The 24,210-nt window shown below is 39.5% G+C and carries 11 protein-coding genes and 1 pseudogene; 4 read left to right on the forward strand and 8 right to left on the reverse strand.

Annotation, left to right across the window (positions count from 1 at the left end):
* Positions 1-42: 42 nt before the first annotated feature.
* From NXX38_RS08510 to NXX38_RS08545, 8 genes are all read right to left on the reverse strand, one after another.
* A complete protein-coding gene (locus tag NXX38_RS08510; protein ID WP_258979078.1) occupies positions 43-1,728 on the reverse strand; it encodes an arylsulfatase in 1,686 nt (561 codons plus the stop codon).
* A 12-nt stretch (positions 1,729-1,740) separates the two neighbouring features.
* Positions 1,741-3,102 (reverse strand): sulfatase, encoded by a 1,362-nt coding sequence (locus tag NXX38_RS08515; protein WP_195648897.1) that lies wholly within the window; start codon positions 3,100-3,102, stop codon positions 1,741-1,743.
* 240 nt (positions 3,103-3,342) lie between these two features.
* On the reverse strand, positions 3,343-4,284 hold the full coding sequence (locus NXX38_RS08520) for a hypothetical protein (protein ID WP_258979079.1): 942 nt from the start codon (positions 4,282-4,284) through the stop codon (positions 3,343-3,345).
* A 34-nt stretch (positions 4,285-4,318) separates the two neighbouring features.
* Positions 4,319-6,028, reverse strand: coding sequence for a RagB/SusD family nutrient uptake outer membrane protein (locus tag NXX38_RS08525; protein ID WP_195648895.1), 1,710 nt, complete (start codon positions 6,026-6,028; stop codon positions 4,319-4,321).
* Positions 6,029-6,047: 19 nt separating this feature from the next.
* A complete protein-coding gene (locus NXX38_RS08530; protein ID WP_258979082.1) occupies positions 6,048-9,164 on the reverse strand; it encodes a TonB-dependent receptor in 3,117 nt (1,038 codons plus the stop codon).
* A 32-nt stretch (positions 9,165-9,196) separates the two neighbouring features.
* A complete protein-coding gene (locus NXX38_RS08535) occupies positions 9,197-10,951 on the reverse strand; it encodes a RagB/SusD family nutrient uptake outer membrane protein (protein WP_258979084.1) in 1,755 nt (584 codons plus the stop codon).
* A gap of 4 nt (positions 10,952-10,955) precedes the next feature.
* Positions 10,956-13,763, reverse strand: a complete 2,808-nt coding sequence (locus NXX38_RS08540) for a TonB-dependent receptor (protein WP_258979086.1) — start codon at positions 13,761-13,763, stop codon at positions 10,956-10,958.
* A 33-nt stretch (positions 13,764-13,796) separates the two neighbouring features.
* Complete coding sequence (locus NXX38_RS08545) at positions 13,797-16,319, reverse strand: glutaminase family protein (RefSeq protein ID WP_258979088.1); 2,523 nt, start codon at positions 16,317-16,319, stop codon at positions 13,797-13,799.
* A 535-nt stretch (positions 16,320-16,854) separates the two neighbouring features.
* Here NXX38_RS08545 and NXX38_RS08550 point away from each other — a divergent pair.
* The 4 genes and pseudogenes from NXX38_RS08550 to NXX38_RS08565 all read left to right on the forward strand — a co-directional run bounded on the left by NXX38_RS08550 (position 16,855) and on the right by NXX38_RS08565 (position 24,203).
* Entirely contained in the window at positions 16,855-18,138 is a 1,284-nt protein-coding gene (locus tag NXX38_RS08550; protein WP_148364254.1) for a site-specific integrase, read from the forward strand.
* Between the two features lie 718 nt (positions 18,139-18,856).
* A pseudogene (locus NXX38_RS08555) lies at positions 18,857-19,486 on the forward strand (glutaminase domain-containing protein); the annotation flags it as partial.
* A gap of 26 nt (positions 19,487-19,512) precedes the next feature.
* Positions 19,513-21,051: an IPT/TIG domain-containing protein gene (locus tag NXX38_RS08560; protein ID WP_234133941.1), complete on the forward strand. Its 1,539-nt coding sequence runs from the start codon at positions 19,513-19,515 to the stop codon at positions 21,049-21,051.
* A 32-nt stretch (positions 21,052-21,083) separates the two neighbouring features.
* Complete coding sequence (locus NXX38_RS08565) at positions 21,084-24,203, forward strand: TonB-dependent receptor (RefSeq protein ID WP_234133940.1); 3,120 nt, start codon at positions 21,084-21,086, stop codon at positions 24,201-24,203.
* Positions 24,204-24,210 lie beyond the last annotated feature (7 nt).

Genomic DNA, 24,210 nt, shown 5'->3' on the forward strand with positions numbered 1-24,210 from the left:
TTGCGGCAGGAGTCTTTTATAAAATAATCAATTGAATGCTTTTTATTTCTTTTTTTGTCCCGGATAAGGTTCTACCATACAACGTTTCGCCCACGCTTCGTAAGCTTTTGTCATTTCCGCTACTTTTTCAGGGTGTTGCGCTGCCAGATTATGCATTTCGCTCCGGTCTTCATTCAGGTTGTATAACTCCCATTTAGCGTTTTCTCCCGGACGAACCAGCTTCCATCCATCTTTAGAAAGAAATGCACGTTCATTGTAATGCTCGAATCCCAAATAGTCGTGTCCTTCACGATGTCCGTTCTTGAAAATAGGAACCAAGCTCTTACCTTCTAATGGAATGATGTCGTTTCCTTTGTATTTGGTAGGATAAGTAGCTCCCGCCATATCGATACAGGTTGCCATAATATCCATCACATGCCCGATTTCAGGAGTCATCTTGCCGACATTCTTCTTGATACCTTTCGGCCAGTGAGCAATCATCGGAGTACAGATACCTCCTTCATAAGATTTAGCTTTCCAGAAACGGAACGGTGTATTGGCTACGTTTGCCCAACGTGCTCCCAGTGAAGCATAAGTTGTTTCCGGTCCGGGCAGTACTTCTTTGTTATGAGGATAAACCATTTTCTCCCCTTTACGTGTCATGTCAGGACGGTCGTTTTCTCCAGGAGAGTAGTTCTGACAATTTTCATTGCTGCATCCGTTATCGGAAAGGAATAGAATCAATGTGTTTTCAAGCTGTCCTGTCTTTTCCAGAGCATCGATTACTTGTCCTATTCCCTGGTCCATACGGTCGATCATGGCTGCATGAACAGCCATGGCGCGAGCATCCCATTCAGCATGTGGATTATCTTCCCATTTATCTTTGAACTGTCTGTCAGACAGGAAATTATCCATGTCAGGGAATATACCCAGTTGTTTCTGACGTTCGTAACGTGCATTACGGATGGCTTCCCAACCTACTTTATAGGTATCCTTGTATTTCTCAATATCTTCCGGCAATGCGTGCAACGGCCAGTGTGGTGCTGTGTAAGCCAGGTACATAAAGAATGGTTTATCGTCTTTGGCATACTCTTTCACTTCTTTCACTGCACGGTCTGAAAGTGCCTGTGTGATGTAATATCCGTCGGGTACTTCTTTTACGGGTACTTCTCCTTCTACTAGACTGAATGGATCAAAATAATCTACCACTCCATAAATCGTACCATAATGGGTGTCAAATCCTCGATTCACCGGATAATGACAGAGGTCAGAGTAGGTTTCGTGGTATACGTGGTGTGCGAGCCATTCGCGTTGGTCTTTGCGTAAGGGAGTCTCGGCGATATGCCATTTACCTACCATGCTGGTTGCATATCCTGATTCTTTCAATACTTCAGCAATGGTAACTGCATTGCGTGATAGTGTACCCCGGTATCCCGGCAGGTGGTCATCGAAAGTCATTCGTCCGATTCCTGCCTGATGTTGATAAAGTCCTGTTAATAAGGAAGCGCGTGTCGGACAGCTCCGGCTAGTGTTATAGAAATGATTGAAACGTACTCCTTGTTTTGCCAGTTTGTCCAGATTAGGTGTGTGGATTTCACTACCGTAGCATCCCAAGTCGGAATAACCGAGGTCATCCGCCAGAATTACCAGGATATTAGGTCTCTGATCAGACTTTTTTCCTTTGACGTTTGCTGCAGTGTTGCCGGCTATCATTAGCGCCGCCGGCAGAATAAAAGCTTTAGAATTCATGAATATTATTGTTTAATTAGAGGTTTGTAATCCTTTGTCCTTGTTTTCGGCATACCACTGGCATACCTTTTTGCTCAACTTGGCAACCAGATCAGGATGCTCACTTGCGATATTGCTCTTTTCAAACTTATCCTTTTCCATGTCATATAGTTGTGCATCACTTCCGTCACCATTCACTAATAATTTCCATTTTCCGCTACGTATAGCTAAATGAGGGCTTTTATCATAAGCATTTCCGGGGAACATGAAGAATTTGTTTCTTCCGAAATCCCACATTAAATCAGTCTTGCGTTTAGCTTCCGATTTTCCGAGAAGAACTTTTGCATAGTTCTGCCCATCACCTTTGTAGCCTTTTTCAGTTTTGATTCCCGCTACTGAACATAAAGTCGGATATAAATCTACGGCACATAATACAGACTCATTATTTACCTGTCCGGCTTTAATCTTCTTAGGATATCTGACGATGAACGGCATGCGGATACCGCCTTCATAAAGACTATTTTTAGTTCCCCTCAGATAAGCGGAACGTACAGATTTGAAGCTAGGTGCGGGACCATTGTCACTGGTGAAAATAATGATTGTGTTTTCCGCCAGTCCCAACTCATCCAGTGCTTTGATAAAACGTCCGAGCTGTTTATCCATTTCCGCAAGTACGGGTGCAAACGCTTCCTGTGTTTCCCAGCTTTTTCTTTCCTTTTGTTTGAATTCCGGTACCCAAGGGGTGTGCATGTCATCCGGCCATAGGTTCAGGAAGAAAGGCTCATCTTTGTGATGTTTTACAAACTCAATACTTTTATCTACAAAGTATTCGGTACGTCTCCAGCGTTTCACACTGTCTTTATCCGACCATATCCACTTAGTAGCAGTGATTGCGGGTTCCGGATCCGGGCTCTCGTAAGTTGAAATGTATTCATCAAAACCGTAATTCTTAATAGAAGGAGCATCATGTACGTCGCGTCCGCCTCCCATGTGCCATTTTCCGATATGTCCTGTTGAGTAACCTGCATTTTGGAAAGCACGTGCCATTGAAGGCAACTTATCATCAAGGAAGTTACGTTGCTCGCATTTCCTATTGCTCGCTTTGTCGTTCAGGAAAGTGTTGATTCCCACTTCAAGAGGAAATAGACCTGTTGTCAGTCCGCAGCGGGATGGAGAACTAACCGGCGCAGAAGAATAATACTGATTGAATAATAATCCGTCCTGTGCCAATTTATCAATATTAGGAGTAGGAGCGAATTTACCTCCATAGCAACCGATATCACCGATACCCATATCATCGATATAGATAATTACTACATTGGGTTTTGTTTCAGCTTGTGTGTTAGCAATGGGGAGGAGGGCTCCCAACCAGGGTAAATGTTTTTTTAAGTTCATAATTATTTTGATTTAATTAACTTCAGTTTTTCGTGATGACTTTTCGCAAAAGTAGGGAAGATATCAGAGAAGGAAGGAAAAATACTAATCAATAAAGGAAAAAAAATGGTAGAATGATAGATTTCTCCTTTCTTCTGTTGATAAAACAGGAATAGAGAAGCTCGTAGAAACCGAAAACTTCTCTATTCTTCTAATTATTCTATGGTACTGTCATTGGAGAGAGTATCTTGAATGGGAGCTTTACTTTGCCACAGTTTTAGTCAGTAATTGTACCCATGAGTATTTAGTGTTTTCTACCCAATTATCCGGTGACACTTCGATTGTACCAGTTTTTGCTGTTATTTTTTGTATGCAAATCAATCCTTTCTTTCCATTGGCTGTTTTGAACAGATAAACTTTATTTGCTTGAATAGCTAAAACTTCGGAGGTCGGATCTGCCAGACTTTCTATCGGAGTTGCATTTACCTGGGAGATTGCATTAAATTCCGCTTGTGATAAAGAGGTTTCAGCAAATAATGTATGTTGTAAACCGCTAATTGTCATCAAACCATACTCACTTCTTTTAGCTGGTGAAACAAAAGCAGGTACTGCTTCACTTCCCGAAGACAAGATAACATCTCCGAGTGAGAAATCTACTTCGTTTGTATATTTCATGGCATCAGCAGCCATATAGGTGCGTCCAAGAAGCCATGTTGCATAATAACAACCATAGTAGGCCGAGGCTGTCTCTACTATTTCTCCATCTTTTCCGTAATCCGGATCGGAGAATAAAACGGAAGGAGTAATCTCTACCAATAAGTTGCGTTGGTACGTATGACCGTCGGCACCTAGAACGACTACTGTAATACAGGCATTTTCTTTTAAAGAAGTAAACTTGTAACTTGTCTCATAATTAGTGGTTCCGTCTGCAAATGACTGGGCAGTTTCTTCTATCAGATTTCCTTGCATTCCGGTTTTGGAATCTGCCTGGTAGATTTCAAAACTCATGATCTCTCCCTGTACTTTGACAGTTGCCGTGTATTCTGCAACTCCTTTCTCTAATGATACTCTATTGTTCTGATCGACATCTGCAAATTCAATTTTGACAGGTGCTTCATAATCAACTTCATATTTATCTGCGCAGCTAAATAGTCCGAATAAACTGATTGACAGAATTAATGCAATTATACTATTTGTTTTCATGACTTTATTTTTTTAAGTAAACATTCTATTTAGATTAGTATCCCGGATTCTGGTAGATATTCGGGCAGTTATTAACTTCATCCTGTGGTATTGGAGCCAAGTTCATACGCTCGTTATAATTACGTGTATCTAAAGTTACCCGTTGATATTCACCGTTAATTTTCTTTATTCCGACAGCCGGTAATCTCATTACATCTTTTGCTATCAGCCATCTTCTTATATCAAAGAATCGATGATCTTCAAAACAAAGTTCTACACGGCGTTCTTTGCGTATGCGTTCCCGAAGGGTTGCCTGATTATAATCTGCGGCCAGTAAGTCTGTCGTGATACCGGCACGGCGACGGATCCTGTTAAGTTGGGCTATTGCTTTCTCTCTGGCTGTGTTCGTATCTTCAGCTTCATTCTCGGCTTCTGCATAATCAAGCAGGATTTCTGCATATCTCATCATTGGAAAGTCCATGTAAGTGGTACCACCTTTTCGATGATCGATACGGTCATCCAGGAACTTTGTCAGGAAGTATCCGCTTCCCCATCTATATGATTTTGACAGGTCTATTGTAGCTGGCTTACCGTTGACCAGAGGCCAGGTAGCACCATCACATAGAATGCTTTGCGCCAAACGGGGATCCCTGTTAGCATAAGGAGAATTTTCATTGTAACCGGAATTCGGGTTGATGATGGCTTTCGTATTTGATTCGTAACCGAGAATGGGCTGTGAACCGTCGAGCATATCATAACAATCTACCAACCATTGGTCCGGGCAAGTCAGTAGCTCCTTATTTACATTCCAGGGGTCAAAGGCAGGCATCATTCCGTAAAGATCATTTGCCGGTGCGCGGAGAAATCCCATGATTACCTCACCATTGGCACGAGTATTGAATAATCGTGTGTAGCTCTTTTCCGGAGTGGTCGGATCTTCATATAAACGATAGAAATCTCCGTTGTCAGAATATTCAATCATATCGTAGGCAGCATCAGCAGCTTCCCTCCAGGTCACTCCGGACGCATTGTGTAAGGGACTTGCTGCATAAAGTAATGTGCGTGCCAGATAGCCTAGGGCTGCTCCCCGGGTAGCTCTTCCGTAGTCTGCCGCATCGTATTTGTCCGGCAATACTCCCGGTTCTGCAAGTTCTTTGAATTCATTAGTAATCCAACGGACGGTGGTCTCTAACGATTCACGTTTGATTTCATCATAAAGCAACGGATCGAGTTCTTTGTCTCCGATTACTAATGCTCCGTAGAAACGAAACAGTTCGTGGTGATACAATGCACGCAGAAAACGTACTTGATTTTTCAAGGAGATCTTCTCTGCATCCTCCAGAGGTGAACGGTCTACGTTGTTTAGGAAGGTGTTTGCAGAACGAATGGCCTTATAGTAGAATATCCAGGGATGGTCACCGCCAATCAAACCTTTGGAAGCATCAATTCCTCCCTTGATAAATTTTTCGAGTTCGGGAATGACTGCACCTCCGGCACGGGTTGTATTTCCGGCTCCATCGTCTGTTGCGTTGTCAAGCATACAAGGTGAACCGCCAATGTTTGCCAAAAAGCCAAAGCTGCCCAGGCGGTCTCTCCCCATGCGCATACGTGCATACAAGTCGTATGCAACTTTGCGGGTCAAGGTAATGTCCGAATAAACTTTCTCTGTATCTGTAAGATCCAGTTCGGTTTCTTTCATCAGGCTATCTGCACTACAACTGGTAAGCAGGACAGCCGTTACAAAGGATATAAATAGTTTTCTCATAAATTATTCATTTCAAACATTAGAAATTCAGGTTGATACCAAAATTTATTACTTTTTGTTGTGGATAGAATTGTCCATTGCTATTGTTCGATGATTCAGGGTCTACCTTTTTTACGTTATCCCATGTAAAGAGATTGTAGGCATTCGCATATACTCTAAGTGAACGTACTCCGAATTTTTTCAATAGTTTGCGAGGTATAGTGTAGCCTAACTGAATGTTTTTCAGACGCAAGTATTTGGAGTCTTTCAACCAATAGTCGGATTTATAATAATTAGGATGTGCGGCAGTGGCTGCTTTTGTGAAACGTGGATATGTTGCTGTTGCCGCTGTCTCCGGTGTCCATCTTCCGATATGCTCTTCGTAATAATTCCCCCAGAAATTATCCCATGCAATATCTTGTTGCAGATAGATAGATGAACGGGCAGCTCCCTGAAGTAATATGCTAAAATCAAATCCTTTCCAGTTCAAACCGGCGGCAAGAGAGAAGGTCATCTCGGGCACCGGATTGTAACCGATAGGAGCCTGGTCGTTGGAATCGATCACTCCGTCATGATTCAAATCTTTGTATTTAATATCTCCTGGTCGGCTTACTTGTCCGAATTGAACGGGAGAACTTGCTATGTCTTCATAAGAACTGAAGAATCCGTCGGAAATATAGCCGATAAACTGTCCGATAGGATTGCCGGTTTGTGACATATAGGAATAGGGTTTCACTGATTCACTTTTCTCTACAATCTCATTGTGGGCATATCCGTAAATCCCTTTTACGGAATATCCAAAATCTCCTTTTTGATCTTGATATCCTATTTCCAGATCATATCCCTGATTTGTTACGACACCATAGTTTATGGGAGCCAGTCCGTTTGAACCGGCTGCCTGAGAATATCTTTCCGGTTCACATAAGATGTTACTGCGACGTTCTTTAAAAAAGTCGATACTGGCAGATATTTTGTCTTTCAGCCATTTTGTCTCAAGTCCTAAGTTGTATTTCCGTGCAACTTCCCATGTGATGTTTTCATTGGCACTTTTTCCTTGAATCAGACCTTTAATCGCAGGATTGTGTGTCTCTCCAAAAGTGTACCCTAATCCTTCATCATATCCTGAACGATAATAGTAAGAGAAGCCTCCCAGCTTGTCATTACCAACTTCACCATAAGAGAAGCGTAGTTTAGTAAAACTTAAGATAGGGTTTTCTTTAAAGAAAGGTTCATTAGTCAGTACCCATCCCATTGATGCTGCAGGGAAGAGCTGATAACGGTGTCCTTCCGCAAAACGGTTTGAACCGTTATAACCTGCGTTAACTTCGAGCAGATAGCGATTTTCATAATCATAGTTTACACGTCCTACTAAAGCCTGATAGATATGAGGCACGTAAGAATAGCGTCCGCCGGGGGTGGAGGTGTAACTCATATTATAAAGTGCCAGTCCGGATACGTTATGTCCGGAGAAGGACTGTTTATAGCGAACTGCTGCTTCAATATACTTACGGTGTGTAGCTGCCGTTTTGTTAGTGGCTTTTGTTGGCAACACCATTTCAAGCCCTTGTTTATAGGTTTCGTTTACAGGATTATATTGATAGATATTGGGACGCTGCTGTATGCTGCGGTTATTGCTCCAACCGGCATCGTAAGAGAACTTTCCGTCTATACTTAATCCTTTTAACAGTTTCCTTAAGTTATATTTGAAAGCAAAATCTGTCTCAAGCTTATTGTTGAAATCAAGAAAAAAACCTGTATAACATAACGTTACGAGTGGATTTTGTCTCCATATCCCATCGGCAGCGGCATAGGTACCATTCGCATTCAAGATGGGGAATGCTTGAGGAGAATTGCGGTAGAACATACCGAACAAACGCATAGCTTCCTGTCCATCAGCATCGTAGCCATAGGGACGGTTCTGACTTCCGAAACGATAAGCAAGATTCACGGATACTTTAAAATCTTCAGTCAGATTGATATCGATATTTGAACGGGTAGTGAGCCTATTGTACCTGTATTCTGAATTATAGCCTTCTTTGTACAAGCCTTTTGCTACATCTGGTGAGGCTGCTAAAAGAGCTTGTATCGTTTCGTGTTCTTTAATTTTGTCCACATCTGTCTCAAACATACCTGTTTGAGTAAAGTATCCCACAGAGACAAAGTAGCGTACTGTCTTGTTTCCACCGGATAAGTTGACGTTGTATTTTTGTTGGAAACCATTCTTCGTAAACATATCTACAAAGTCATTGTCCGGGTGTGTGAACGGACTTTTTTGGGTACGATAGAGATAGTTATCGTATTCTGAAAGAAAAAGGCCTCGGGTATTACCAGTATCGGAAGGGTCAAAGCCGTCATTGATAGCACCTTCACGCATGAATCTTGAAACGGATTCTGCACTTAGAGTTTGAGATATACGATTGAAGGAAGTAACACCGAATTCAGACGAGAAAGAAATTTGAGTTTCTCCTTCACGACCTCGTCGGGTAGTCACCAGTATCACACCATTTGCTCCTCGTACACCGTATACCGCCGTTGCAGAAGCATCCTTTAACACGGAGATGGTTTCAATATCATCAGGGTCGATTTGTGCCATAGGGCGTTCTACCCCGTCAATCAGTACCAAGGGGCTAGAATCGTTCAATGAAGCGCGACCACGAACAAACATCGTAGCCTGATCGCCACCGGGACGTCCGCTTTCCTGTCGGGTTACTAGTCCCGGGATGCGGCCGCCTAAAGCATTTGTGACACTTGATACAGGCATACTTTTCAAGTCTTGCGTCCCGACATTAGAAATGGAACCGGTGAGAGATACTTTTTTCTGTGTGCCATATCCTACAACAACGACTTCATCCAATTGCGCAACATCTTCTTCTAAAGTGACATTGATAAAAGGATGATTCTTTTTTATGGCAATAGATTGTTCAATAAAGCCAATCATTGAGATAAGAATTGTCTGTTCTGCTTCGTTGGACAATGTAAGAGTAAATTTGCCATCCAAACCAGTCACTATTCCATTATTAGTCCCTTTCTGAAGGACAGTAGCGCCAATCATCTCCATTCCTTGGGCATCTTTGACAATTCCGCTAACTTTGGTTTGTGCATAGACATGCCAGATGGAACTGGTTAAGCATATGAATAATATTATTATTTTTTTCATGTTTTCTATCTATTAAATAGTTTTGATCCCCATTACCAACCCGGATTTTGTTGAATGGAAGGGCTTTCCTTGATTACTTTCAGAGGAATGGGATGATAATACATGTAATCCTTAAAATTGCGTGCTTCATCTACTGTAAAGCGAGTATAATGAAGTCCGGAAACATTTTCTTCTACTTTCATTCCGACAATAGGTTCTCTTAGTTGATTGCCATCCATCCAACGTCGCAAATCAAAGTAACGATGTTCTTCAAAACAGAGTTCGATACGACGTTCTTGCTTCACCTTTTCCATGAAGTTATCATCTGTCACCCCATTAAGAAATTTATCATCTGTTCCGAATCCGGCTCTGGAACGTATTTTCTGTACGGCTTCTATTGCTGTCAAACCATAGCCTTCAGGGTCCGCATTCATGCCGTAAGCGTGATGCATGGCTTCTGCGTAGGAAAGTAGGATATCAGATAAGCGAATCATCGGGAATAAGTGGAAAACAGTACCTACATTAGCCTGTCCGAAGTTCAGGGTTTTGTCCAGGAACTTAGCCAAATAATACCCAGTATTGGTCGAACGGTTTTTCACTTGGTTGAGTCCGTCTATGGTTGTATTATCACTAATTCGCGTATAGATGGTATTCTTTCCATAAATCGAACCGTCATATCCAATAATTGCTGCCAGACGTGGGTCTCTGTTATTATACATGTTCTCGCCATCAGAAGAATGGGTATAATTACTTCCATCTTTCATAGTAAATGCATCGATTAATTGCTGTGAAGGTACTGTACCTCCTCCCTGATCTTTGGAAATAGTAGGGGGATAATGCCTGTTTTCCAGAGCATTGTCTTTGGCAGCTGTGTAGAACAATATGTATTCCTGATTAGGGTTAGCATGGATAAAGATCTTATCATACGTTTTAGCAGCAGTAAGAGCTATCAGGCTATATTTCTTATTTCCATTTGGGTTTATAGTTCCATCTGCATTCAGGTTAATTACATCTGCACAAGCTTTGGCGGCAAGTTGCCAGCGTTCTGTCACATCCGAGCCGTCAGTATACCCTAGTACTGGGTCATTATTATCTGTTCTGTTATAGAGTGGGCTTGCGGCGTAGAGTAACGTCTTGGCTTTAATGGCAAGTGCCATTCCTTTAGTCATACGGCCATAAGAACCATTCCCACCTTCCGGGTCAACTTTCAACACAGCGGCAGCACTCTCACACAACTGTACGATGTGATTGACACAGTCCTTGAAAGAGTCTCTTGCTTTTGTTTGCAGTTCAGGATCGTCGACTTCATAAATACGATCGACAATAGGAAAACCTCCGTAGTGTCTTAACAGGTTAAACTCAAATAAGGCCTGTAAACATTCAGTTTCCGCACAATAAGTGTCCTTAAATGCCTGGATATCTTCTTCTGTCTTATTTTGTAACACCAAGTCGGCTTCACGCAAATACTTGCGAGCAAAAACAGCTTGTTGGATTCCCTTGTATGAATTATTCCAGCATTCTTCAATCGGATTTGAAGAAGTGATATATCCACGAGACAACTTATGGATATCCGAATCTATGATTGTGCTTATTCCATCATTAGTGGCTGCATCTAAAAAGGCATTTCCTACGTGGTTGAAGCCTTCGGGAATATATGCATAAACCTGATTGATAGGTTTCAGATAGTTCTGCTCATTCGTAAAAATATCATCAGGTTGTGCCCAGTCATAGGGCATGTCATCCAGATAATCACAACCGGAAAGTGTAAGTGTTGCGCTTATTGCTAAATAAATTATCGATTTTTTCATGCTATCAGAATTTTAAGGAACAACCTATACTCATGTTTCTCGTCAAAGGAGCCGCCAGTGAAGGCGCTTCAGGATCAACCCATTTATATTTTGTCCAGGTAATCAGATTCGTTCCGCTAAGGAAAAGTCTCAATCCCTTAAGATGGATTTTCTGTATCATTTTTACAGGAAAGTCATAAGAAACTTCCAACGTTTTCAATCTTAAGAAATCAGCATCTTTCACATTTAATGTACTTATCTGCCTGTTGTTAAGATTGGCATTGTCCAGTGTTGTTAAACGTGGGAATGCTGCATTCTGGTGTTCGGGTGTCCAATAATCAAGTTGATGCTCAAATATGGTTCCGTTGTCTGTAAAAGGATTCATTACGATGTCCGAATATTGATGAGAGACTTTTGCTGCTCCCTGAAACAATGCGGTGATCGAAAATCCTTTGTAGCCGACTCCTAGATTAATGCCATACATCATTCTGGGAATATCTCCATATCCGATAGGTATCATATCGTTTACATCGATCTGTCCGTCTTTGTTTATATCTTCATAACGTACATCGCCTGGTTGGACATCAGAGAATGTTTGTACAGGAGAGGCTGCTATTTCTTCCCAAGAGTTAAAAAAGCCTTTTGCGATGTATCCTCGGTTTTCTCCCAAAGGACGTCCCTGATTCTTCAACCATTCGTATGGCTGATCTACTTCGCCATTTGCAATCAGCTCATTCGTGGAATAAGAGAATGTACCTCCTATGAAATAGCTCCAATCTGCGATATTTGAATTCCACATGGCAGATAAGTCTACTCCATGGCTATTGATCTTGCCTATATTCTGCTTAAATTCTTTTACATTACCGACAAGAGAGCTGATTTTATTATTAACTACGTACATATCATGACGGTTGTCCTTGAAAAATTCAGCTGTAACAGATAGGTGGTTTGAAAATAGTCTGGTATCTATTCCGATGTTCAGAATTCTTGCTTTTTCCCAAGTCAGTCCGGGATTTGGAAGTATATCCTGAATATATCCTCCAAGTTTTGTTCCCATGTTTACCCCTGTGATGTAGACATCGTTTTGCGGCCACATACGTCCCCTGTAATAAAAGGCATCTACACCCGATGAGTTGCCGACTTGTCCATAAGATGCTTTTAGTTTCAGGTAGGGCACTAATTTTTGGACATCTTTCCAAAAGGATTCGTTAGAAACAGTCCATCCGGCAGATACTGTAGGGAAGAAACCGAATTTGTGTCCCGGCCCAAATTTGTGAGAACCCTGATAAGCTCCGATAACATCGATGCCATATCTTTTATCATAATTATAGCCGAACCAACCGTTTACGCTTTGGAAGCGGGTTGGTAATACCATTTCATCATTGCTTTCATATTGTTCATAGAAAGCTAAAGCCGAAACTCCATGTTTTCCAAAGGTACGGTTATAATCTAATTGAGCCACGATACCGGTCCGGCGGAAAGAACTGGTATTATCTACCTTGTTTATCATCGAGTCATCCTCGCGGGTCCGGCGGAGAACGTTCTCATTCGTGGCGTCCTTTTCGTAATATGCGAAAGTTATTGTACGTCTGATAGAAGAAACTGTGCGTGAATCCATAGATAAAGCAATAGAAGCTTTTAATCCCTCTGTTATGAAGGAAAGATCCTGTGAGAGTTTCGTACGGAAAGAACCATACAATTGTTTGTCCTGGAAGTAACCGGAGCGGTTTAGCATTGCCCATGGATTTTCACGGAATGCATTTCCTGCTACAATTTTTCCATCTTCTGTATTGATAATATTGCCGTATTGATCTGTATACCCTTGATCACTGTACCATTCAGGGAAGATTCCTTGCGGTAATGTGACCACGTTTTTATAAATGTTTTCGGCTCCACTGCCAGGCCCGTTCTGGCTTTGATACCAGCCATACAAATTTACGTCCAGTTGGGTGGTGCGAGTTACAGCAAAATCAATATTGGAACGGATATTAAACCGTTCGGCAGAGTGATTGGTACTATAATCATGTGAATCATCCGTATTGAAGTAGCCATTGTTACGAGTGTACATTGCATTCACGAAATATGTACTTTTTTCAGTCCCTCCTTGGATATTAAGATTATAGCGCTGGCTCCATCGGGTATCTTTCAAGTATTTATCAGCCCAATCTACATTGGGATACAATATGGAATTAGGGTCATTGTTTGCATAATTCATAATGTCATAGTTGGAATACAGTGGATCCATATTGTCATTGTGACGGGCTATGTTATGCTGTCTTGCGTAATCGGCTGCATTTAATGACTCTAACTCTTTAAGTGGCTGTTGAGCTATTATTTGAGCTGTTAATTCAACCTGTGGTTTCCCTTTTATTCCTTTACGGGTTGTAACCAGAATAGCTCCACTGCCTGCACGCATTCCATATAAAGCTGTTGCTGCAGCATCTTTCAATACGGTAATTGATTCTACTTCGTGTGATGACAAAACAGCAAAATCCCGTTCTTGTCCATCAACCAGTACTAGCACATCGGATGAATTACTTCTCTGTCCTCTTATCCAGAATGAATTCTGTTCATTCACCAATCCACCACCTTGGACCTGCCGGGCAAAATAACCTGGTACCAATCCTGCCAATACTGCCGAGAGATTTGTAACAGGTAGATTGCGTAACTGTTTACCCGAGATAGTGTAGGCTGAACCGTTATAATCTCCCATAGGAAGTACACGATAACCTAAATCTAAAGGTAAATCTTCTTTGTTTTGGACATTTTGTGCCTGGCTTATAAGAAAACCGGGTAATAGTCCAACTAACAAAATTTCTCTTAAGAACTTCATACGTATAAATTTTGAGTTAACACCATAGTAGTTTTATTGATTATTCTGAACTTTGTCCATTAATACCTTCATCCAGTATCCTCCGATTACTGAACGTGCTCTGAAGCCGACCCATCTGCCGCTGTCTGTATGATGCCAGTCACTGATAGGTACACGAGATACCGTTTCGTTGATATATTTATAGAGAGGATTAGCAAATTTCTGAAAAGTTTCTTTATCCGGAGACATAGCTGCTGTCCACATAATCCAGTCGGATTTTGTATACTCTTTGCGGGAATCTAAAGGAAGTCCATAAGGATTCTGTTTTGTCAAGTAATAGCTGATTTCTTTTCCGATTACATTATTAGGGAACAGATTCAGATTCCACAACTTATCCCAAACCATATTGTATTTTTGGCTCCAAGTGTTCTTACGGTCAAAAGCCAAACGGTAATGGTCGCCTTCATTTGCCATTTCCTCCCACTTCACCGCCATTTTCTTGGCTGTCGCTGCATACTTATCTGCCACATCATTCAAACCGAGCATACGAGCCATCTCGCTATATCCGGCTACGCCCATAATCGCTTTCACTGAAAGGTTGGCATTGTGCGCCCAATGCCCGGCGAAGTCATCCGTGCAAAGTTGGTTTTCCGGGTCCTGTCCATACTCTACTAAATAATTAGTCCATGTAGTTAAAATGTCCCAATATTTCTTAGCATAATCAGCATTACCTTCGATCTTCGAAATGGCTGCTGTTAGAATCACCATGTTACCACTTTCCTCAATTGGCATATCACCACCATAAACTTGTCCATTAGCTATTGGGTAAGTACCAAGGTCATGTGCAGCAAAAGGTTTATTCCAGCGACCACTTGCACTATATTCGAAAATACTGGTCATCATCGCTTTCTCCAAATCTGGATTATAAACGAGGAACAGAGGGGCGGACGGATAGGTCAGATCGACTGTATTGATACAGCCATTACTGTTATTCTCTTTAGAGAACCACATCAGATTACCTTCTTTATCAGTAAAGAGCTTGTGAGCAGAAATAACTTGACGATAGGCTGCAGAGCAGATTTCTGCATATTTTTTGCCACCTGCTTTTTCTGCATCACTATAAATAAGTTCGTCAAGTGCACGACAACGCTCCATGATGGATTGATAGTTATCTCTTAGTTTCTCGAAAGCATCAAAAATCGTCACTTTACCATCATGTTTCCAATATCCCATACGTTTTTCATACATATATTCAATAGAATAAATGTCATCATAACCGATCATCATGAAACCATCTTTACCATCTTTGGTAACAGTTCCAAAATTATGTACATAAGCCATTGCAGGAGTATTTTCTTCTCTGCGAGTGATCCATTTAGTTTTACTTGAAGCTAAAGTTCCATTTTTAGCAAAAGATTCTTTCATTCCGCTATAGTCACCCAAGCTTACAGATTTTCCTGCTCCATTTACACTACCAAGATATACATATCCCCAATCCGCACAAATCAAATCACCTTTACGATCACAGATCGGTTGATTAATAGTACCAGCCTCTACATAACTAATACCATTTTTTGATAATGTGCGCGCAATAGTGGGTTGGGTTGTTTCATTCACTGCTAACTCCGGAGTAGTTTCTATATAAAATTGTACATCGTGCTCTTTTTTATCAAGAGGACGTACACGATAAGAGATGTAGTTAATCGGAGTTGAAAGCAAGTCCAAATCATCTATCAATTGAGGTGCTGTAAATACGACATCTAATTCGACTGGGCCACAAGTGAATGTATAGTAACTGGAAGTGGCTAATACATCTACCGACTTCTGTATGGCTTCATTATCAAATGTTACTGCATTTTTCTTTTCACGATATAAACCGAAATCCACGTAAGATCCTCCAGTTGTGTTATGACAATGTGCGGCAATCACATTTTTACCACTACGAAGTTTCTTCTTTGCTTCATCTGAAAGTTTTAGGTTTACATTATTCTTCCATACGAGATCCGTAGCCACCAGTCTTTCCCCATTTAAATATAATTCGAATACATCGTCGTGAGAATAAATGAGAAAAATATTTTCTGTTAAATCCAAATCATTAATTTCAAATGTACGTCGAATATAAATATCTGTATTATCTCCTTTCCATTCTGTACGGACCCGTGGCATATCACGGCTGCCGAAGGCAGCTTTACCTTTTTTCCAACTACTATCATCAAACTGGAATTCTTGCCATCCATTTGCGGGTTGGCTATTAGTATATGCCGCCTCCCAGCGTTCCACATTCGTCATGGGAGCAATAGGTATTAGAGCCACTTGATCTTTACCCAGGAAACGATACACTTTACCATCTACACGTAAGGCTCCTACTAAAGGCTTTTTAGCTGTAGTCCAGTGTTCTGTACTTCCTTCCATCAATTTATCATAAGGAGACCAGATAGAGAAGTGAGGATCTGAAACAACGATAGGTACTGATGGAGTACGTAGCGCTACCTCTTTTACTGGTTTAAATAAGTTGCCGGTTTGAGCATTTGCAAATAAACCGACCGAAAAGACCATTACTGTTAGTAGTTTCTTCATAAATATTTTCTAATTAATCTACAATTTTAAGGTTACCCATCTACAATCTTGTTTACCAATAAAGAAAAACAAACCCTACATTTTCTTTTATTCTTCTTTTTACTTTACTACTATTACCTCTTAAAAATGCAATTTTACCTTTCTTATCGCTATACCTAAATAATATATAAAATCAGTACTGTCGAACATTGATAAATGCTAGGGGAAAAGTTAATATAGAATTGTGTGTTTCAGGCAGACCTGGGAGTCATACAAATCCAACTGTTTTTCTATAGCATTTTATTTGTAACGCTACAAAATAATGGAATTAATGCTAAATATTAGGAAAATCTGTGTTCAAGAAAGGACAAAATCTATTCTTTTTTCATGTTTTGAACGTTTTTAAAGTATAAAAAAGGTCTGTTACAGTATGATTTGAGTAGTTTTTTTCTTTTTGAGCAATTTTTATCCACTTTTTTTAAAGATAGCGCAATACATTTTGAGATTCTAGCTTTTAACGATGAGATATTGCTCATTTCAGATAGCTTTTGTAACTTTGCAATACGAATGCAATACAGATTTTACTATCGCCAAATATACTCCATATATTAAACCAAGGTACGTCACTCGAGAGGGGACTACTGTCCTTTATGTTCGATATAACTACAATCGAACTAAGCGTACGCTCATCTCTACTGGATACAGTATTAAACCAGAACACTGGGATTCTAAAAAGAGATGGATTAAGCGCGCTTGTCCAAACTATGATGAGATTGATGCCTGTCTGATTAGAATGACATCCAAGCTTGGAGAAATTCTTACATATGCAAAGATAAATGGAATAAGTCCAACCGTAGATTTTGTTTTACTTGAACTAAAAAAGAATAGAGAATATGAATTACGACCTAATCGGGTAGATATCTTTGATGCATTAGAAAGATATATTACAGAAAAAGCTCCAGTTGTTTCTGCAGATCAAATAAAAGACTACCGAACACTTCGCAAACATCTGGTCGCTTTCAAAGAACATTCATCGCAACCAATTACTTTCCATAACCTGAATCTTATATTTTACAATGAATTTATGGACTATTTATTTTATAAAGTTATAAAGCCCGATGGAAGTGTTGGTTTACTCACTAATTCTGCTGGAAAAATTGTACGTTTGTTAAAAGGGTTTGTTAATTATCAAATAGATAAAGGAGTTATTCCTCCAATTGACTTGAAGCATTTTAAGGTCGTAGAAGAAGAAACTGATGCTATTTATTTAAGTGAAAAGGAACTTTCAACAATACACGAGTTAGATTTGTCAGATGATAAGCAATTGGAAGAGATTAGAGATGTTTTTATTACTGGGTGTTTTACAGGACTACGATATAGTGATCTCTCAACATTAAGTCCTGAACATATTGATTTAGATAATGAGATTATAAATCTCAAACAGAGAAAAGTGCATAAAGCTGTCATAATCCCTATGATCGATTATGTACCGGAAATACTCAAGAAGTACAACTACGATTTACCTAAAATTCCTAGATATATATTCAACGAAAGAGTTAAAGAATTAGGGCGAAGAGCAAAACTAGAACAGAAAATCGAAGTTGTTCGCAAAAAAGGAAAGGAACGGGAAAAGAGAGTCTATGAAAAATGGGAGATGATCTCTTCTCATACCTGTCGACGATCGTTTTGCACAAATATGTATTTATCCGGCTTTCCTGCTGGAGAGCTTATGCGCATATCTGGGCATAAGAGTCCATCTGCATTCATGAGATATATAAAGGTTGATAATCTACAGGCTGCAAAAAGACTAAAAGAACTTCGAGCTAAACTTGCCAGGTAAAGATTGAAATATTTTATCTTAGTTATTTCAAATTATGTTCTATTTTTCATGTATGCAGAAGAATTAATCTTCTATTGAGTTGCTAAATAGAAAAAAGAAAGTCACATTTACATCATATATATTCCTTTTATTGAATATATATAGCATAATTCTTTATAAACATGTACTTTTTCATACTATCGAAAACGAGTTTTGATATAATGAAACAAGTCGTTGGTTTAAAAGAAACATCTCCTACCTTTAAAAGAAACCACTTATTGGTTTAAAATGAACTATGCTATGGCTTCCTGAATAGGTTTCTAACATCTATTTTTCTTGTTTTCTTAAGCTATTATACGATAGCATTTCTCTGCAAAATAGTATAAAAAGATAGATAATTCATTCTGGAAAGCCTCATTTACGTCGTGTTCATTCAATAAGAGCCATTATTCAATCTATTTGATTTTTTATATCTCAAAATGTTGCCAGTTTTTATATCATAAAAGAAGTTACATAGATAAAAAGGGAAGAGAGAGAGGAAAAATATTCATTTTTTCAGATTAGTCCATATTTCATCTTAGACTACCATTATATTCATCCATTAGCTTTTTTATTTATTAAAAGTCTACTCATAAGTTAGAATTTTGTACTTTGTTTGATGCCCATAACAACACAAAGACAACACGAAATAACGATAATTCATTGTGTAACAACTAGTTATTTACTGTCAACTTAGTCTGGACAGGACCCAGGCAATCAACTTTGTACAGATGATTTTGCAGGTCATTGGGCTCACAATGCCAATCTTTCAGTGAAAGCGATTATGGGTGTAGCCGGATACAGCGAGATAGCTCGTATGCTTGGAATGAATGATGTGGCTGATAAATATGCAACGATAGCTAAGAAAATGGCGGTGAAATGGGAAGAAATGGCAAATGAGGGTGATCATTACCGTTTGGCCTTTGACCGTAAGAATACCTGGAGCCAGAAATATAATATAGTGTGGGATAAGATGTGGAGTCTAAATTTATTCCCAAATAATGTAATAAAGAAGGAGATTGATTATTATTTAACAAAGCAGCATCCTTACGGACTGCCTTTGGATTCCCGTAGAGAATACACTAAATCCGACTGGATTATGTGGACAGCGGCTATGTCACCCAATCAATACACATTCGAAAAATTCGTATCCCCCCTTTATAAATATATCAATGAAACAAATTCTCGAGTACCTATTAGTGATTGGCATGATACAAACAGTGGTGACTGGATAGGATTTCGTGCACGTTCAGTGATTGGGGGATATTGGATGCAAGTATTGATGAATAAATCTTATGAAGTGTTTGAGTTAAAGAATTTCTATTATTAATTAAAATGAAAAACATGAAAAGTAGAATGAAAAAAGTATTGAATGAATGGCAGTGGATGATACTGGCATTACTTGCAATTTGTAATTACAGTTGCAAGAATGAGAACAATGTAAAAGTAGGTGTTTTTGATCCTTCAAGCCCTATGACAATTTCTGATTTTACTCCACATGAAGGTGGAGCATATCAAAAACTTTTAATCTATGGGGAAAATTTTGGAACTGACGCTTCTAAAGTAAAAGTGACTATTGGTGGAAAAAACGCAATTGTTATTAATGTGAAACACACTCATATTTATTGTTTTGTTCCTTCTGGAGCCTTTAATGGAGAAATAGAAGTAACCGTAGGTGAAGGAGAAAATAGTATAACAGCTGTTGCTGATAGAAAATTTGAATATCAGAAAAAGATGGTAGTAGGAACACTTTGTGGTTATCGCAATAATCGTGATGATCAAGGATGGAAAGATGGACCATTTGATGGTCCCGATGGTATCAGATGTTGCGGTTTTGCTAATAGCGGTCGTATGGCATTCGATCCGCTAAATAAAAATCATATATATATATGTTATGATGGTCATAAGGCCATACAATTGATTGACTTGGAGAAACGTGAACTTTCTTCACCTTTGAATATTAATACCGTGCCTACTAACCGCTTGCGTAGTATAACCTTCAACAAAAAAATAGATGGATATGCTGATGAGGCACAATATATGATCATATCAGTTGACTATGATGGTCGGGGAGATGAAAGTGCCAGTGTTTATATCATCAAACGTAATGCAGATGGAACATTCAATGATAATTCTGATATTCAATTGCTAGCTTCTTATAAACAATGTAATGGTGCCTCTATTCATCCTATTAACGGGGAACTCTATTTTAACAGTTATGAAAAGGGACAGGTATTTCGTTTGGACTTAGCTGAATATTTCAAAACAATCAGAAATAATCAGGATTGGGATCCAGTCGTAAAAAAACATCCGGATATCTTCAAACAACTATTTACTATTGCTGACCCTAGTTGGGAGTTTCAGATTTTTATTCATCCTACAGGCAAATACGCTTATTTTGGAGTCATTAATAACCATTACTTTATGCGCTCTGATTACGATGAGGAGAAAAAAACATTCATTACTCCATATAATTTTGTGGGAGGTTATAAACAAAGTGGTTATAAAGATGATGTAGGAACGGTGGCGCGCATGAATCAACCTAGCCAAGGTGTGTTTGTCAAAAATGACGAGTATATAGGTGAAAATGATGAGTATGATTTTTATTTTGTAGATAAGCTCAATTTCTGTGTCCGAAAAGTAACTCCGGAAGGTATCGTTTCTACATATGCAGGACGAGGAATATCTACAACTTTGGCTGATGGCAACCAATGGGGAACGGATGATGGTGATTTGCGCGAAACAGCACGTTTTCGCGATGTTACCGGGCTTGTTTATGATGATGAGAAAGAGATTTTCTACATTCATGATCAAATAGGACGTACCATTCGTACCATTTCAATGGAGAAAGCTGTAGCTATCGGTGACAAGACAGTGGATGACGAATATAAATAAAAGAAACTAACAAATAAACATACTATTGGAATATGAAAAAAATATTAGCTATTTTCTTATTGGTCGCAGTAGTTCCATTGACAATATTAGCACAGCAAAAAATTACTGTAGGAGGAATAGTCACCGACACACAAGGGGAGCCAATGATTGGCGTAAACATTACTGTAAAAGATGTAGCCGGTTTGGGTACTATTACAGATATTAACGGTCAATTCATCATTAAAGTAGAACCCTATCATCGTCTGCTATTCTCATATATTGGATACGATAATGTGGAAGTGCTTGTGAAGGAACAGCGTACTGTTAACGTAACAATGAAGGAGTCAGAAGCGAGCAAATTGGACGAAGTTGTCGTTACTGGTATGGGGACTCAAAAAAAGCTTACCGTAACGGGAGCTGTAACGAACGTAGATGTAGGTGAGCTGAAACGTTTTCCAACTTCTAATATCTCTAATGCATTAGCAGGTAATGTACCGGGTATTATTGCCCAACAAACTTCCGGACAACCGGGGAAAAATACATCAGAATTCTGGATACGAGGTATTTCGACTTTCGGAGCTAGCTCGAGTGCTTATATTTTGGTAGATGGATTTGAACGCAGTAGCTTGGATGAAATCAATATTGAAGACATCGAGTCGTTTACAGTATTGAAAGATGCTTCCGCCACTGCCATTTATGGCTCTAAAGGAGCTAACGGTGTGGTACTGATTACAACCAAGCGCGGTAAAGCCGGAAAGATAAATATTGATGCTAAAGTGGAAACCTCTTACAATACTCGTACTATTACACCAAAGTTTGTAGACGGCCTTACATATGCAGGATTGATGAACGAAGCGTTGGTGACCCGTAATAAGGGAGTGGCCTATCAACCTGAAGAACTGGAACTATTTCGTACTCAAATGGATCCGGATTTTTATCCGAATGTAGATTGGTTAGACTTGATTTTGAAAAATGGTGCATGGAGTTATCGTGCCAATCTGAATATGCACGGCGGTGGTAATACTGCCCGTTACTATGTGTCTGCAAGTTATACAGAAGACCAAGGTATGTATAAAACTGATGAAACATTACGGAAAGATTACAATACAAATGCCAACTATAAGCGCTGGAACTATCGTATGAATGTGGATATTGATATAACAAAGAGTACTATTCTGAAGTTAGGTGTAGCTGGCTCGCTTGCTAAGCGCAATAGTCCGGGATTAGGGGACGATACTTTGTGGGGAATGCTTTTCGGATATAACTCTATTGCTTCACCTGTGTATTACTCCAATGGATATACACCTATTTCTCATAGGGATAATGTGAATAAGCTCAATCCATGGGTAGCCTCCACACAGACTGGATATAATGAAAATTGGGATAACAATCTACAAACTAACGTAACCTTGGAACAGAAATTGGATTTTATCACTAAAGGTTTGAAGTTTATCGGACGCTTTGGATACGATACAGATAACAGTAACTGGATAAACCGCCATCGTCAACCGGATTTATATAAAGCAAATGGACGTGATCAGACAACTGGTGAAATTATCTTTGATAAAATGTTTTCTGCATATGATATGCAACAATCAAGTGGCAGCTCTGGTAAACGTCGAGAATTCCTTGACTTGTTATTAAGTTGGGACCGTAGTGTAGACAATCACCATGGAGGAGTTACTTTCCGTTATACACAGGATAGTGAGAAACGCACCGTAGATATTGGTTCGGATATCAAAAATGGTGTGTCAAAACGTAACCAAGGATTGGCGGGACGTTTCACTTATAACTGGAATTACCGCTATTTTGCCGATTTCAATTTCGGTTACACCGGCTCGGAGAACTTTGCTCCAGGACATCAATTCGGTTTCTTTCCTGCTTTTTCTCTAGCTTGGAATGTAGCCGAAGAACCATTCGTTAAACAACACCTAAAATGGATGAATATGTTTAAAATACGCTACTCACATGGCAAAGTAGGAAATGATAACCTTGGAAACGAAAACCGTTTTCCATATTTATATACCATAGCAACAACTGGATATAATGACAAAGGGGATCCTAATTATGTATATAATTGGGGATTTGGTGATTATAAAAAGCAATTCATTGGTGCTCATTATACACAAATGGCTTCAACCGGCGTAACTTGGGAAATTGCAACAAAAGATGACTTGGGAATAGACTTTTCTCTCTTTAATGACAAACTTACTGCAACGGTAGATTACTTCTATGAAAAACGTACAGGAATTTTTATGCCTCGTGAATTTCTACCAGAAATTGCCGGTTTAGAAAGCAAACCGAAAGCAAATGTAGGTGCGGTAAAATCTCGTGGATTCGACGGTAACTTTACCTACCATCAGAAGCTTGGTAAAGTGGATATGACTGTTCGTGGCAACATCACATACAGTAAAAATGAGGTGCTGGAAAAAGATGAAGAAAATCAAGTTTATTCTTATTTATATGAAAGAGGCTACCGTGTAAACCAGTGTAAAGGATTGATCTCTGAAGGATTGTTTGCCAATTATGATGATATCCGTAACAGTCCTAAACAAAGTTGGGGGACAGTACAACCTGGTGATATAAAGTATAAAGATGTCAATGGCGATGGGATTGTTAACGATCAAGACAAAGTGGCTATTGGTGCTACAACCAAACCGAACTTAATATATGGCATAGGGGCTTCTTTTGCATGGGAAGGTTTTGATATCAATATTCATTTTCAAGGAGCTGGAAAATCTACTTTCCCCATTTATGGTAAGTGTGTCTATGCGTTTAGTGAAAGTGATTGGGGGAATATCTTCAAGGATATGATAAATGACCGTTGGGTGGATGCAGAAACTGCTGTCAAGCTAGGTATTCCTGCTAATGAAAATCCGAATGCATCTTATCCTCGTCTGAGTTATGGAGGAAACAGTAACAACCAGCAAACATCCACTTTCTGGATGCGTGATGGACGGTATATTCGTTTAAAGAACTTGGATATCGGTTATACATTGCCAAAGAATTTCGTAAACAAACTGCATTTTAATAATATTCGTGTTTACATCACAGGATCAAACCTGATTACATGGTCAAAATTTAAGACTTGGGATCCAGAATCAGCCAATCCACGTGGCGAAGACTATCCATTAACAAAATCGATTACTGTGGGAATAACTGTCAACCTATAAAATACAA

It is taken from the genome of Bacteroides sp. BFG-637 (assembly GCF_024793605.1).
GTDB classification, from domain to species: domain Bacteria; phylum Bacteroidota; class Bacteroidia; order Bacteroidales; family Bacteroidaceae; genus Bacteroides; species Bacteroides vicugnae.